This window comes from Kitasatospora sp. NBC_01266 (genome assembly GCF_036242395.1).
Classification (GTDB): domain Bacteria; phylum Actinomycetota; class Actinomycetes; order Streptomycetales; family Streptomycetaceae; genus Kitasatospora.
The window spans coordinates 6,845,546-6,859,238 of sequence record NZ_CP108458.1; the positions used below are offsets into that span (position 1 = coordinate 6,845,546).

At 71.8% G+C, this 13,693-nt stretch carries 12 protein-coding genes, 1 tRNA gene and 1 pseudogene; 4 read left to right on the forward strand and 10 right to left on the reverse strand.

Annotated features, from left to right (window positions below; translation table 11 throughout):
* Positions 1-119: 119 nt before the first annotated feature.
* From OG403_RS29370 to OG403_RS29390, 5 genes are all read right to left on the reverse strand, one after another.
* Positions 120-479, reverse strand: a complete 360-nt coding sequence (locus tag OG403_RS29370; protein ID WP_329569681.1) for a DUF805 domain-containing protein — start codon at positions 477-479, stop codon at positions 120-122.
* A gap of 243 nt (positions 480-722) precedes the next feature.
* Positions 723-1,325, reverse strand: a complete 603-nt coding sequence (locus OG403_RS29375) for an acetate uptake transporter (protein ID WP_329569683.1) — start codon at positions 1,323-1,325, stop codon at positions 723-725.
* Positions 1,326-1,711: 386 nt separating this feature from the next.
* On the reverse strand, positions 1,712-2,971 hold the full coding sequence (locus tag OG403_RS29380; RefSeq protein ID WP_329569685.1) for an erythromycin esterase family protein: 1,260 nt from the start codon (positions 2,969-2,971) through the stop codon (positions 1,712-1,714).
* On the reverse strand, positions 2,931-3,470 hold the full coding sequence (locus OG403_RS29385; protein WP_329569687.1) for a GNAT family N-acetyltransferase: 540 nt from the start codon (positions 3,468-3,470) through the stop codon (positions 2,931-2,933). The genes OG403_RS29380 and OG403_RS29385 overlap by 41 nt, the downstream gene beginning before the upstream one ends.
* A 62-nt stretch (positions 3,471-3,532) precedes the next feature.
* Positions 3,533-4,477, reverse strand: a complete 945-nt coding sequence (locus OG403_RS29390) for a serine/threonine dehydratase (RefSeq protein ID WP_329569688.1) — start codon at positions 4,475-4,477, stop codon at positions 3,533-3,535.
* A gap of 246 nt (positions 4,478-4,723) precedes the next feature.
* On the opposite strand from OG403_RS29390, the gene OG403_RS29395 reads away from it, so the two are divergent.
* Entirely contained in the window at positions 4,724-5,386 is a 663-nt protein-coding gene (locus OG403_RS29395; protein WP_329569690.1) for a hypothetical protein, read from the forward strand.
* Between the two features lie 127 nt (positions 5,387-5,513).
* Positions 5,514-6,113 (forward strand): cysteine hydrolase family protein, encoded by a 600-nt coding sequence (locus tag OG403_RS29400; protein WP_329569693.1) that lies wholly within the window; start codon positions 5,514-5,516, stop codon positions 6,111-6,113.
* A 10-nt stretch (positions 6,114-6,123) separates the two neighbouring features.
* Here the strand turns inward: OG403_RS29400 and OG403_RS29405 are convergent, their stop codons facing one another.
* The 3 genes and pseudogenes from OG403_RS29405 to OG403_RS29415 form a co-directional block, all read right to left on the reverse strand.
* Positions 6,124-6,663 (reverse strand): DUF6817 domain-containing protein, encoded by a 540-nt coding sequence (locus OG403_RS29405; protein WP_329569694.1) that lies wholly within the window; start codon positions 6,661-6,663, stop codon positions 6,124-6,126.
* 234 nt (positions 6,664-6,897) lie between these two features.
* Positions 6,898-9,231, reverse strand: a complete 2,334-nt coding sequence (locus OG403_RS29410) for a HelD family protein (RefSeq protein ID WP_329569696.1) — start codon at positions 9,229-9,231, stop codon at positions 6,898-6,900.
* Between the two features lie 189 nt (positions 9,232-9,420).
* A pseudogene (locus tag OG403_RS29415) lies at positions 9,421-9,598 on the reverse strand (glycosyltransferase); the annotation flags it as partial.
* A gap of 276 nt (positions 9,599-9,874) precedes the next feature.
* Between OG403_RS29415 and OG403_RS29420 the strand changes: the two are divergent.
* Positions 9,875-10,753, forward strand: coding sequence for a LysR family transcriptional regulator (locus OG403_RS29420; RefSeq protein ID WP_329569697.1), 879 nt, complete (start codon positions 9,875-9,877; stop codon positions 10,751-10,753).
* A 149-nt stretch (positions 10,754-10,902) separates the two neighbouring features.
* Positions 10,903-10,973, forward strand: a tRNA-Cys gene (locus tag OG403_RS29425).
* A 37-nt stretch (positions 10,974-11,010) separates the two neighbouring features.
* Here OG403_RS29425 and OG403_RS29430 read toward each other — a convergent pair.
* Together OG403_RS29430 and OG403_RS29435 are read right to left on the reverse strand one after the other, a co-directional pair.
* Positions 11,011-12,243: a winged helix DNA-binding domain-containing protein gene (locus OG403_RS29430; protein ID WP_329569698.1), complete on the reverse strand. Its 1,233-nt coding sequence runs from the start codon at positions 12,241-12,243 to the stop codon at positions 11,011-11,013.
* Positions 12,244-12,268: 25 nt separating this feature from the next.
* Entirely contained in the window at positions 12,269-13,471 is a 1,203-nt protein-coding gene (locus OG403_RS29435; RefSeq protein ID WP_329569699.1) for a permease, read from the reverse strand.
* Positions 13,472-13,693: the final 222 nt, after the last annotated feature.

Consider the following 13,693-nt stretch of genomic DNA (forward strand, 5'->3'; position numbering starts at 1 on the left):
ATGAGGGGAATTCCGTTGCGGTCGGCGAGCGCGAAAAGGGCCGGGCACACCGCTCGGCGGTGTGCCCGGCCCTTTTCCGTTCTTCGCTTTCCGATAATCCTGTGACCGGGTCGGCCGGGTCAGACCATGGCGGGGGCGAGCTTCGGATTCGGCCCGTACTTGTTCGTGCCCGGCTGGCTGTCGGTGGCCGTGAAGACGATCAGGACGATCCAACCGACGATCGGTATCAGGAAGAAGAGCGCCCACCAGCCGGAACGGCCGGTGTCGTGCAGTCGCCGGAACAGCACCGCGAGGCTCGGGAGCAGTACCGCGAGCGTGTAGATCGCGCCGAGGACATCGTTGGTGCCGGCCGCGCTGTCGACGATCTGCAGAACGAACGAGATGATGACGCCGACGAGCGTGAACATCCAGTATTCCCGGCGGCGGGCCCGGCCGCTGAAGCCGACGTAGTTCTTGAGTACTGCCAGGTACCAGTTCACCGCTCTTGCTCCCGAACCTCAGTGCTATTGCTCGGGGGAGAACGTATAGCCTTGGTCAACTGATGGTCAAGAAATAATCGTCCGCCCGATGTGCGACCGTGATGTTCCTTGGTCGGGTTCCGTGAACTCGTGGGTGGGAAGCCGGACTTGTGAGGGCCGAGGTCCACTTGGCGGGCGCGGACGCGCGTGGGCCTGTCGGATCGGCTGATCCGACAGGCCCACGCGGTGCCGGGGCGGGAGTGGTCAGTGGGCCGGCCAGGTGGGCAGGATCTGCCGCTTGAAGGTGTAGGCGGTGACGCCGGCGAACGAGGCGTACCAGGCCACCGCCGCGGTGATCAGGCCCAGCCAGCCGCCGACCTTGGTCGCGGTGTCGCTCGGGCCGAAGGCGCCCGCCGAGAGGACCGCGAAGGTGATGGTCAGCATGACGAAGACGGCGAGCACCGCCCCGCTCACCCGGACTGCCGCCACCGTCATGTAGGCGGTGAAGATGGCCCAGGCGAGCAGGAAGAGGCCCAGCGCCTTGTGCAGGTCCGGGTCGGTGGCCAGGGCCGGCACGGCGTCCTTGACCAGGAAGTAGTAGGCGAGCCAGAAGGCGCCGAAGGAACTGAACGCGGTGGCACCGAAGGTGTTGCCCTTGCGGAACTCCCACATCCCGGCCAACAGCTGCGCCAGGCCGCCGTAGGCGAGGGCGAGCGGAAGCACCACCGCGCTGAGCTTCGCGTCCAGCAGGTTGGCGTTGAAGCAGCTGAGCACGAAGGTGGTCATGGCGAAGCCGGCCAGGCCGAGCGGCGCCGGGTCGGCGATCTCGGCGGCGGTGGTTGGCGGGGCGGACTGCTGTGTTGCCACGGGTGTCGTCCTTTCAGGGGTGTGGGATGACGACGCGACAGAACACATATGTTGACGTGAATAGCTGTTTTGAAACACCCATCGCGCGGGGTTTTTGTGACGCCTGGTGAACTGGGGCCCGCCTGTTGGGGCGGCTGGGGCCACCGTTGCTCCTGTGACTGCTGGTTAAGTAATGAGATTCCCTTTCAGTGGTGTCGCGCACATGCATTCGAATGAAATGCGCACCGTGCGAACGCGTGCGCTAACGTTGAAATTTCATAACGATCCACCGGTTTCGGTGGCGGACCGTTTCGGTGCTCGGGTCGCTTTTACCGGCGGCTGTGCTGTGCTGTGCTGTGCTGTGCTGTGCCGTGCCGTCCCGGTTGCGCCCGGTCGGCAACTGCGGGTCAGCCGCGCGTCGCTGGTGCCGGGGGCGCGGGCAGCACGGAGGAGCTGGGGCTCATGGTCGGCAGGCAGGCCAGCAGGTCGAAGGCGGCCGGCACCTCCACCGGGACATGCGTGTACGCGTGCCGGACGGCCGACGGGCCGGCGGTGCCCCGCGCGGGCCGCAGGTCCAGCAGCACGGGCCCGCCGCCCGGCACGCTCTCCTCGACGGCCGCTTCCACGCTGTTCGGGACGGGCGGCGGGAGCGGCCGGGACACCACCTCGAAGCCCTGCGGCGCCGCTTCGTCCATCCGCACATCGGTGGTGCGGCCGGCGAGCGCGGTGATGCCGACGGCGAGGTAGCCGGTACCGAGGGCGGCGGCGAGATAGCTGCCCGCGGAAGGGATCAGCACCCCGGGGATCAGCTGCATCGGCACCCGCTGGGCGTGCGCGTTGTGCAGTAGCAGGACGATCCGCTGGTCCGTTCCGTGGAGTTCGCGCAGCAGGTGCACGGTCTCCGCCTGGTACACGTCCCGGGAGGACGGCAGCAGCTCGGGCCGTTCCGGTGCGCGGAGTTCGAGCAGCTCGCGCAGCTGCTCGTCCAGCCGCAGCGCACCCAACGCGTGGTGCCTGGCGACCAGGTGGTCGGAGTGGGAGTCGGAGTGCGGGCCCGGCCGCAGGGCGTCCAGGCGCAGCAGCAGTCTGGTCAGCGCGGTGCTGGCGGCGTCTCGGGTCTCGGTGCTCAGCGCGGCATAACGGGTCGGGGCCACACCGTTGTTCGCGGATCGATAGGGCGCGGTCGCCTCGATCGCCGTGTCCACGAAGGGCAGTTGGTTCGGGTGGTACGTCCTGAGGTACTCGCGTACCCGGCGCAACGCGGGGAGTCCCGAACCGCCCGAGCCCGGGATGTCCAGACCGGCGAACCGCACCCGGCCACCGGCCGCGTTATGGGCGCGCAGCCAGCGGAGCAGCTCGTGCATCTCCTCGGATTCGCCGAAGCGGAAGGTGAATCCGTCCCGTCCCACCGCCTGGACGTCGCCGGGACCGCCGTGAATCCAGTCGTCGACGAGGTGCCCCTCGGCGAATCCCGATTCGACGGCGATGATGCCGAAGTCCATTTCGGTGACCAGCAGTCGCAGCATCCGGTCGCGCAGGGCGGTGAACTCGGCGATGTGGTGGTTGTTCTCCCCGATGGCCACCACCCGTGCGTCGCCGATCAGTTCGGTGAAGCCGCCGAGGGGGTCAGTCAGCGGCAGCAGGCGGACGGTTTCCGGTAATGGCATGGTGACTCCGGTCGACTGGGGATGCGTGGCCGGTACGAGGCCGGCGCAGCTCCTTGCGCAGGAAGATCCGGCTCGTCCCGGGCGGGTCGCAGGGTATCTCGCCGAACACCTCCCAGCCGTGCCGCTGGTAGAACTCCGGCGCCTGGAAGCTGATGGTGTAGAGCACCGCGCTGCGGCACCCGCGCCGCCGGCCCTCCTCCTCCGCCAGCCGCAGCACCTCGCTCCCGAGGCCCTGTCCGCGCAGCTCGGTCGGCAGGTGGAACAGGTCGACGAAGAGCAGGCCCAGTGAGGTCCGCCCGGTCAGTCCGCCGAGCACCGCCCCGGTCTGCGGGTCCTTGACCAGGACGGCCAGCGGATGGCGGTCGGCAACGCCGCTCGCCTCGATGTTGAACGTGTCCAGCGCGTCGGAGATCAGCGCCAGGTCGTCCGCCGGCAGAGCTTCGGTGACGACGATGGTCGGTGCGGGGGAGGCGGGCGGGGCCACCGGATGATCGTTCATCCTCCGACCCTAGAGGGCGGCTCGGACAGTGGGCCGGGACACCGGACCGCTCCAGGGCAGGCTCACCCCAGGGTGGCCGGGTCGGTGTTCGCCCCGCAGAGCACCACCGCGATCCGCTCCCCGGGGGTCGGGCGGTAGGCGCCGCTGGTCAGTGCCGCCAGGGCGGTGGCGGCGGCGTGCTCGACGACCAGGCGGCGCTGGTCCCAGAGCTGCCGGCGGGCCAGCAGGATCTGCTCCTCGCTGACCAGCACGGAGACGGTGTCCGCCCTCCGGGCCCAGTACAGCGCGGTGGGTGAGGCGCGCCGGGCGCCCAGGGAGTCGGCGGCGACCGAGTCCACCTCGACGTCGACCACCTCGCCCGCCTCGATCGCGGCGTTCAGGGCGCGGCAGCGCTCCGGCTCGACGGCGACCACCCGCAGGCCGTGCGACTCGGCCGCGATGGCGGTGCCCGCGAAGAGCCCGCCGCCGCCGACCGCGAGGATCACGGTGTCCAGGCCCGGCACGGCGGCGCGGATCTCCGGCAGCAGGGTGCCGGCTCCGGCCACCACGTACGGGTCGTCGTAGGCGTGCGAGGCCAGCGCGCCGGTCTCCGCGCTGAACAGCCGGGCGGCCTCCTGGGCCTGGGCGTACTCGGTGCCGACCTGCCGCACCTCGGCGCCCCACTGGCGCAGCCGGGCCACCTTCACAGCGGGCGCGGTGCGCGGCACGAAGACGGTGGCCGGCACCCCGTGCCGGGCGGCCGCCCAGGCGCAGGCCAGCCCGGCGTTGCCGCCGGAGGCGATCACCACGCCCGCCGCCGGCATGGCCCCGTCGGCCAGGTGCCCGGCGGCGAAGTTGGCGGCGCCGCGGTCCTTGAAGGAGCCGCTGTGCTGCATGAAGTCCAGTGCGAGGTAGACCTCGGCGGAGGCGACCGAGCCCGGTTCCACCGCGATGACCGGCACCGGCCGGGTCACGCCGTCGATCCGCTCGGCGGCGGCCTTCACATCGTCATAACTCAGTCGTAACACAGTCGTTGAGTGTGGCGGACGGCGCGTACACGGTGCAACTGTCCGGCGCGGGTGGAATCGCGGGGTGCGGGTGGTGTGCGGGGTCCCGGTCTGCGGACCGCCGACCGCGGTGAAGGCGCGGTGCCCTAGGCTGCCCGTCATGTTTTCGGTGCTAGCGGTCAGATCATCAGACCTTGGGCCCTCGGCTGTCGGGTCATCAGCTGTCGGGCCATCAGGCCTCGGTGCGGCACGCCGGAGGCGGACGCGGTGGACGACGGGCGGCGCCCGGTGACCGACTGGGAGACCGTCTCCGCGCTGGCCACCGCCGGGGGCACCCTGGTGCTGGCCGCTGCCTCCTTCGCCTCGATCCGCTCGGCGGACCGGGCCGCGCGGTCGGCCGAGCGCGCCGTGCTGGCCTCGTTGCGACCGCTGCTGATCGGCTCCCGCCTGGAGGCGCCGAAGCAGAAGCTGATCTGGCAGGACGGGCACTGGGCGCACCTGCCCGGCAGCGCCGGCTACCTGCGGCTCGAGGACGGCAACCTCTACCTGGCCGCCTCGATCCGCAACGTCGGCCCGGGGCTCGGCGTGATCCACGGCTGGCGGTTCGCCCCGCCGGACGCCTACCTGAAGGCCGAGCACCCGGACCCGGCCGACTTCCGCCGCCAGTCCCGCGACCTCTACATCGCGCCCGGCGACACCAGCTTCTGGCACGCCGCGATCCGCGACCCGCTGGACCCGGAGTACCAGGCGCTGGCCGGCCCGACCAAGAGCCGGGAGCGGGTCAACATCGACCTGCTCTACGGGGATTCGGAAGGCGGCCAGCGCACCATCAGCCGGTTCTCGCTGATCGCGGCCGTCGCGGCGGACGAGGACCGCTGGATATGTCAGGTGGTCCGGCACTGGAACGTGGACCGGCCCGACCCGCGCTGAGCGAGCGCCGTGGCCGTACCTGCTCCCAAGTACCTGCTCCCACACCCGTGCTCGCTGACCGGATCGTTCCGCTTCCGGGCCTGATCAGGCCTTCGTCCGGCCTCGTGGAACCGCAACGATGGTGCCCATGAACACCGCAACCTCACGCACCGCACTGATCGTCATCGACGCCCAGGAGTCCTTCCGCCGCCGTGCCGACTGGCCCGCCGTCTCGAACCCCGCGATCGTCGAGCAGGTGAACCGCCTGGTCGACGTCGCCCGGGCCAAGGGCGACCTGGTGGTCTGGGTGCTGCACAGCGAGCCGGGCAGCGGCACCGTCTTCGACCCGGCCCTCGGGCACGTGCAGCTGATCGAGGGCCTGGAACCGCGCGCCGGCGAGCCCATTGTGACCAAGACCTCGCACAACGCGTTCACCACCACCAACCTGCAGCAACTGCTCACCGGGCACGGGGTGGCGGAGCTTGTGGTCTGCGGTATCCGCACCGAGCAGTGCTGCGAGACCACCACCCGGATCGGCTCCGACCTCGGCTACCGGATGGTCTTCGTCACCGACGCCACCGCCACCCACCCGATCGAGCACCGCGACGCCCCCGCCGGGCGCAGCCTGGCCGAGATCCTCGCCGACCCGGCCACCCTGGGCACCGACGAGATCATCGCCCGCACCGAGTACGCGCTGGCCGGCCGGTTCGCCCGGATCGCGACCGTCGTGGAGCTCGAGAAGGCCTGACCGGATCGTGTCAGGGGCCGCCCAGTGTCTGGCGGACCGCCGCCCGGGCCGGCTCGCTCAACAGCGGCCCGAAGCCGGTGAAGAGCCGGCCCAGCGACGCTCCCCAGCGTTCGCGCAGTTCGTCGCTGTGCCGCAGCACGTCCAGCTCGTTGGCGACGGTCAGCTCGGCGAAGTCCTGGCGCTGCCGCCGGTCCGGGAGGAGGTCGGTGCCGGTGAAGCGGTCCCGGAAGGTGCCGTCGGCAAGCGTGAGTTGACGATACGTCAGAGATCGCTCGCAGCTGGCGTACTCGTACACGAGCTGCTCGGCCGCCGTGCCGACGACCTGTGCCAGCCGGGGCCGCGCGCTCAGCGGGAGCAGGGCGGTGGCGAAGCCGTCCGTCCCGTAGCAGGCGTGGCACAGGCCGGCCAGTTGCAGGTCGGGGCGGGCGCCCCAGGAGGCCAGCAGCAGGCGCACCCGCTCCAGGTGGGCGAGCAGCGTGCCGCCCGGGTGGTCGAGTTCCGCCGCGCCCAGTGAGCGCAGCAGCGCCACCGCGTCCTCGGCCTGTCCCATCGTGGCTCCTCCTCACGCCGGTTACCGGGTCGGCGCCTGTCCGCCGTGGTCGTCGTCCGGACTCCGGATCGCCGCCACGTGCCCCCCAGCTCCGGCGGACAGGTCGCCGCCCCGGTCGCTGACGATCGTTCTCCACCGCGATACCCAAGTCAATCCTCGGGTTTTCTTCCATTGATCCCGGAGAACCCTTGGATGGAATGCCGGTTGCGGGGGAGAGGCGAGCGCCCGCCGGAGTCAGCGGGGGTCCAGGCCCTCCAGCATGTCCGGCAACTCCCCGCTGTGGATGACCCCGAGGCTCTTCGTCGCGCGCGTGAGGGCGACATAGAGGTCGTTCACGCCGTGGCTGTGCGCCGCGAGGATCTCCGCGGGCTCCAGCACCAGGACCGCGTCGAACTCAAGTCCCTTGGCCTGGGCGGTCGTCATCAGGACGACGGGCGAATCCAGCGCCGACGGGCCGTCGCTGACCCGGACGCCGTCCAACTCGGCGAGCCTTTCGACCAGTTCGGCCGGGAACGCCGGAGCGTGGATGATCGCCAGCCGGCCGCCGTCCAGCGCCGCGATCTGCTGCTCGACGGCGCTGCGCAGCGCCGGCCCTCGCCCGTCCCCGGCTTCGGGGATCCGCAGGCTCCAGGGCCGGATCCCGCCGGTGCGCACCGCGCGGGGGGCGGCGAGCGCCGGGTCGACCGCCCGCAGCACGCCCTCGGTGACCCGCATGATCTCGGCCGGGGTCCGGTAGTTGATGGAGAGTTCCACCGTGCGCCAGCGTCCCGCCGTGTACTCGTCGAGCGCCTCGCCCCAGGAGCTCAGCCCGGCCGGTGCTCCGGTCTGCGCCAGGTCGCCGACGATCGTCATGGAACGGCCGGGGCAGCGGCGGGTCAGCAGTCGCCAGGCCATGGGGGAGAGTTCCTGCGCCTCGTCCACGATCACGTGCCCGAAGGCCCAGGTCCGGTCCTCGGCCGCGCGCTCGGCCAGGGATCGGAACGCCTTCTCGCCCCGGTACTGGCGGGTCAGCATCTGCGCGTCGATCTCGTACAGCCCCTCGCCGAAGTCCTCGAGGACGAGCTTCGCGTACTCCAACTCCTCGGCCTCGGCCGCGACATCGACCCGATGGGAGGTGCTGCCGCCGGGCAGCGGGCCGAGCAGTTCGGCGGCTTCGTCGAGCAGCGGGACGTCGTCGGTGGTCCAGGCGGCGGCCTCCTGGTCCAGGTCCGGGTGTTCGCGCAGCAGTGCGGCGCGTTCGGCCTCGGAGAAGTCGGGCATGGCCGTCGCCAGCAGCTCCGGGGAGCCGTACAGGGCGGTGAGCAGCTGCTCCGGGCTCAGCAGCGGCCACAGCTTGTCGACCAGGGTCCGGAACTCGGGCTCGTCGACCAGGGCGTCGGCGAGGTTCGCCACGTCGTCCAGGTCCATGCTCGCTTCCTGGTTCCTGGCGCCCCGGTCCCTGGCGATCCGCAGGGCCAGCTCCGCCGAGAGCCGCTCGACCAGGTCGGGTCGGGCCGCGTTGTGCGGTTCGCCGCTCCGGTGCGCGGCGGCCTGGGCCCGCTCGCAGAGGGCCCGGCTGATCTGGAGCTCCTCCTGGTGGGCCGACCTGCTGCCCACGGTGATGGTCCATGACTCCTGCGGCAGCTGCCGCAGGCCGTCCAGCGCGGTGGCCAGCACCCGCACCATCCGGGCGTCGCCCTTGACGGCGGCCGCCGCGGGCGACTCCGTGCCGGTCGGCGTCACGCCCGGGTAGAGCGCGCCGATGCTGCTCAGCACGACGTCGCTCTCGCCGAGCGCGGGCAGCACCTGGTCGACGTAGCGCAGGAACGTCGTGTTCGGCCCGATGACCAGCACACCGCGCTTGGCCAGCCGGTCGCGGTGGGTGTAGAGCAGGTACGCGGCGCGGTGCAGGGCGACCACGGTCTTTCCGGTCCCCGGACCGCCCTGGACGACCAGCACGCCGCCGAGTTCGGAGCGGATGACCCGGTCCTGCTCGGCCTGGATGGTGGAGACGATGTCGCCCATCCGCCCGGTCCGGGCCGCCGTCAGCGAGGCGAGCAGGGCACTCTCCCCGCTGAGCTCGGAGCTGTCCCGGCCCTCCAGGGCACTGAGGCCGAAGGCGTCGTCGTCGAAGTCGACGATGCTCCGGCCCTTGCTCCGCAGGTGCCGTCGCCCCGCCAGGCCGCCGGGCGCGGCGGGCGTCGCCCGGTAGAACGGCTCGGCGGCCGGCGCCCGCCAGTCGGTGAGGAGCGGCTCGTGGTCGTCGTCCGCCAGGGCGAGCCGGCCGATGTACTGCCGTTCGCCGTCGGCGCTTTCGATCCGGCCGAAGCAGAGGCCGTACTCGGCGGCGTGCAGCTCCGCCAGCCGGCGGGTGTGGTTGCTCTCCATCGTGTCGCGCTCCATGCGGGACTGGAGCGTTCCGCCCTTGTCCTGGAGGTGGACCTCGCGCAGCCGAGTCGTCGCGAGTTCGCGCTGGGCGTCGAGGCGGGCGTACAGCCGGCCGACGTACGCGTTCTCCGCGCGCAGCTCTCCGGTCCGCCAGGTGTCGGCTGAATTGAGTTCGGCTGAGGACGATGACGTGGGGATCAAGGCTGGCTCCATTGACTCAGGGCGCTCAATTGAGCGGGCAATTGAGAGTGGTGGCGAAATGGCCGCGGTGCGCGGCGGAAAAGATTCGGTACGACGTCGCTCTGCCGCCGCAGAACGCCGCCGGATGTTCTGCCGGGCCGGGCTCTTGGCTCGCGCGCGGTTCAGGCGGCTGCCGGCGGCCTCGGTCGGCCTCCGTCGGCCGACCGCGTCGAGCCAGCAGGCGCGCGGCCACCGTCGCCCCGTCGGTGCGGATGGTGGTGGCCACCGCCTTTGCCCGGGCGCGGGTCTCGGGGGTCAGGGCGGCCACCCGGTCGGCCCAGTATGTCTGGTCCACCGCCTGCCGAGGTACCACCACCTGAGGCGCGCCGAGTTCCCGCAACCGCACCGCGAGCATTTCGTCCTCCCAGGTCCGCAGGTTTCGGCTTCGGCCAGAGATTCTGCGGCACAACCGGGGCCTTGCCGCAAGCCCCCCGGTAGGCTATATATTAATAGTGGCAAGGAGAGGGTTTTCTCCTTGCCCTTTCTGTTCTCGGTGCGCCCTGTTCTCGGTGGGCGCTGTTCCCTGTCTGCGGCGCAGGCGGCGAAATCCAGCAGCACGGCCGCGCTCCCGTTGCGGCGGCACCGCTTGCTAGCGTGCTGCCCCATGACCCTCGACGACCTCCGCGTCTTCGTCGCCGCCTGCGAGAGCGGCAACCTCAGCGCCGTCGCCCGTGAACTCTCCCGCACCCAGTCGGCGATCAGCCAGCACGTGCGGCGGCTGGAGACCGAGCTCGGGCTGGCCCTGCTGGAGCGTCGCCCGCGCGGGGTGGCGCCGACCCAGGCCGGGCAGATCCTGCACCGCGCGGCCGCCCAGGGGTTGGGCCAGCTCGATCTGGCGCTGCGCCAGCTGCACGACCTGCGCAACGGTGACCGGGGCACGGTGCGGATCACCACCGGGGCCACCACGATGCGCCACTTCATGACCGCCGCCGTCGCCCACTTCCGGCGTGAACACCCGGACGTGAACCTGGAGTTCCGCACCGAGACGTCCAGTCGCAGCTGCTTCGACGCGCTCGCGGCCGGTGAGGCCGACCTGGCCTGGGTCACCATCGGCGCGCCCGCGCGCGGGATCGAGCAGCGGCCGGTGATCGAGCTGCCCTGGGTGCTGGCGGTGCACGCCGACGATCCGTTGGCGGGGCGGACGCTGATCGAGCCGGCCGACCTGACCACGATCCGCCCGATCCGGCTGCCGGAGAACTCTATCGCCCGGGCCCGGTTGGACGGCCAACTCGGTTATCCCCAGGGCGCCACCACCAGCGTCGCCGACTGGGACACGGCGGTGCTGCTCGCCGAACTCGGGCTCGGTCACGCGGTTGTTCCCGCACTGCCCGGTTGGCGGGCGCCGGGCCATCCGGCGCTGCGGCTGATCCCGATACCCGCGCTGCCGCCCCTGCCGGTCGGCTGGGCGGTCCGCCAGTGGGAGGCCCTGCCGCTGCCGGCCCGGGAGTTCGCCGATGCTGTCGCCGCCCACGCGGCCGGGTGACGGCTCGGTGCTGCCCGGGCCTGGCGGGCCGAGGGCCGTCCGGGCGAACGGGGTGGACGAGGTACCGCCGAGCGGGTGAGGCGGCGCGGAGCCGATTTGGCGCGCGGCGCGGGTGGCGGCAACCATCGTTGCCGAGCAGCAAGTCGCCTGGTGGAGTGGCCGAGTGGCGAGGCAGCGGCCCGCAATGCCGCGTACATAGGTTCGAGTCCTATCTCCACCTCCCACCTTCCCTTCACTGAGCGGCTCGTGATGACGACTCAGCTCCGCGCACCGCCAGGACCGGTCAACTCCCCTTCCAGCGGCGTGCGGAAGCGCGGGGTGACGCGGACCTCGCCGAGCCAGTCGGCCAGCCGTTCGGCCTCGGTAGTGATCGCCTGCTCGGCCTCCTTCGCTTCGGCCCGGCCGAGTGGGGCGAGCAGCCGCCAGACCAGCTCGCCGTCCGCGCGCTGGGCCCAGCCGCCCACCACCCGGCCGTTCCACCACACGGTCGGACCCGCGTTGCCGGACCGGTCGAAGAGCGCGGGCACCAACTCCGGCTCCAGGTACCAGTCACGGCCGCGCCACCCCATCACCGTCGGGTCCAGCGCCGGCAGCAGCGCGGCCCACGGCCCGGCGTCCGGCCCGGCGTCCGGCCCGGTGGCCGCCGCGGCGTCCGGTTCCTCGTCGCCGGGCAGCACCAGCCCCAGGCCGCCGGCCAGTTGGACCTGAACCGCGCCGACATCGGCCAGCGCCGTACGGGTGTCGCCCAGGGTCCAGCCCGTCCACCACTTGACGTCCTCCACGGTGGCCGGACCGAAGCGGGCCAGCCAGCGGCGCACCACCTCGGCCTTGGCCTCCCGGACCGGCACGTCGGGCCACTGCGGGACCAGCGCCCACGGGTAGCTGCTGCTCACCCAGGAGCCGCGCGGCCGGCAGCGCCGGACGTGCCCGTCCGAGGCCAGCACCCGCAGCAGCCGGCTGCCCACGCTCTGCCGCGCCTCGTACGGTTTGCCCGGCGCCATCAGGATCGTCTCGCGCAACGCCGGGACGTCGGCGGCCACTTCGGCCGTGGTGGCCTCGCCGCGGGCGGCCAGCGCGGCGAGCACGGCCTGCTCGGTCTCGGCCAGCCGCGCCTCGTCCCACCCCTGCGCGCCCTCGCGCAGGCGCTTCACCAGGGTGGCCCGCTCCTTGGCCGCGATGGCCCGCGCGGTCGAGGAGCTGACGTAGCGGGCGAACTCCTCGGTGACGGCGAAGATGGTGCGCCGCATGGAGAGCAGTTTCACCAGCGTCACCTCCTCGTACAGCGCCCGGTCGACCGCGGCGGCGGACGGCTCGGCGAGGCGGGCGCAGGCCGAGAGGTAGACGGTGGCGGCGTCAGTGGCATGCAGGCCCACCACGGCATCGGTCACCTGCTCGACGGTGGCGGCCCGCCGGGTGGGGGCCAGCAGCTGTCGTCGGGCCAGGCGGGCGCGGCGCTCTTCGTCGCTGAGCGGCGGGAGTTGGCGGGTCATGGCGCGAGAGTAGACCAGGACGGTGTCAGGCGCCGGGGTCGCGGGGGTGTCGGCCTTCGTGGCGGGCGGTGTGGTCGTGCTGCTCGTCGTGCCCGGCCTGCGGCGCCGCGCTCATCATCCGCAGCATCGCGGGTCCACCGGTGCGCAGGAACCGCACCAGCAGTGCGGCGGCCAGCAGCAGGAAGACCAGGTTCAGCCAACTGGTGTAGTCCCAACTGATGCCGGCCATCGGGATCCTGGCGTCCCGCTGGTCCGGGATCAGCCCCAGCCCGCCGAACAGCAGCTCCACCAGGTAGCCCGCCACCACCATCGCCAGGTAGCTGCTCACCAGCAGGAAGACGGCCATCCGGGTGCCGTAGTACTTCCGGTAGATGTTCAGGATCGGCAGGATCAGCAGGTCCGCGAAGATGAACGCGATCACGCCGCCGAAGCTGATCCCGCCCTGCCACAGCACCACGGCCAGCGGCACGTTGCCGATCGAGCAGACGAAGGAGACCATCGCCACCAGCGGCCCGATCAGCGGCCCCCAGATCTTGCTCGCCAGCGGGTGCCCGGCGAAGAAGAAGCCGTGCCAGAAGCTGTCCGGCACCCAGGCGGCGATGGCGCCCGCGATGAGCAGCCCGACCACCAGGTCCCGGATGATGGCGGCCCACTCCATCACGAAGACGTGCGCGGTGGCGGTGTAGCCGGTGGGGGAGAACAGGCGCCGGGCGAAGGAGCCCTGGCCCGGCGCCGACATGTCCATCGCGGCGTGCCCCTCCATCGACCCGGTCAGCCCGCGGTCCGCCTGCTCGCGGGCCGCCCGCACCAGCCGGTCGCGCAGGAAGAACCGGAAGAGCAGGGCGAGTGCCGCGATCATGATCGGACCGCCGACGAACTCCGCCGCGGTGAACTGCCAGCCCAGCAGCAGCGCCAGGATCACCCCGAGTTCGATCACCAGATTGGTGGACGCGATCTCGAAGGCCATCGCGGCGGTGAAGTCGGCACCCCTGCGGAACAGCGACCGGGCCAGCGCCACCGCCGCATAGGAGCAGGACGAGGAGGCGGCACCCAGCGCCGAGGCGACGACCAGGGTGCGTGGCCGGTGGTCGCCGAGCAGCCGAACGACGGTGGACCTGCGCACCACCGCCTGGACCACCGCGGAGAGTGCGAAACCCAGGATCAGGGCCCAGGTGATCTGCCAGGTCATCGCGCCGGTGATGGACAGGGCGTGCCGGATCGCGTCCATGGCAGCTGGTCCGCCTTCCTCCGGGAGAGGTCCGCACGGGTGGGTCGGCTACGGCGCTCAGGATATACCCCCAGAGGGTATTTGCTCGGACCGTCCCGGTACGACGGCGTGTCGGTAGGTCGGCAGGTCGGCAGGTCGGCAGGTCGGTATGTCGACGCGCCGTTCCGGTGCGACCGACCGCCTTCGGGGAACCCGCCTCCGCTCGCGTCCCCCTCGGGCGGC

What these genes read in the sequence shown, in the direction of transcription:
- OG403_RS29380 (WP_329569685.1), bottom strand. Translation starts at nt 2,971, where the DNA reads ATGCCATTACCGGAAACCGTCCGCCTGCTGCCGCTGACTGACCCCCTC.
- OG403_RS29385 (WP_329569687.1), bottom strand. Translation starts at nt 3,470, where the DNA reads ATGAACGATCATCCGGTGGCCCCGCCCGCCTCCCCCGCACCGACCATC.
- OG403_RS29400 (WP_329569693.1), top strand. Translation starts at nt 5,514, where the DNA reads ATGAACACCGCAACCTCACGCACCGCACTGATCGTCATCGACGCCCAG.
- OG403_RS29405 (WP_329569694.1), bottom strand. Translation starts at nt 6,663, where the DNA reads ATGGGACAGGCCGAGGACGCGGTGGCGCTGCTGCGCTCACTGGGCGCG.
- OG403_RS29420 (WP_329569697.1), top strand. Translation starts at nt 9,875, where the DNA reads ATGACCCTCGACGACCTCCGCGTCTTCGTCGCCGCCTGCGAGAGCGGC.
- OG403_RS29430 (WP_329569698.1), bottom strand. Translation starts at nt 12,243, where the DNA reads ATGACCCGCCAACTCCCGCCGCTCAGCGACGAAGAGCGCCGCGCCCGC.
- OG403_RS29435 (WP_329569699.1), bottom strand. Translation starts at nt 13,471, where the DNA reads ATGGACGCGATCCGGCACGCCCTGTCCATCACCGGCGCGATGACCTGG.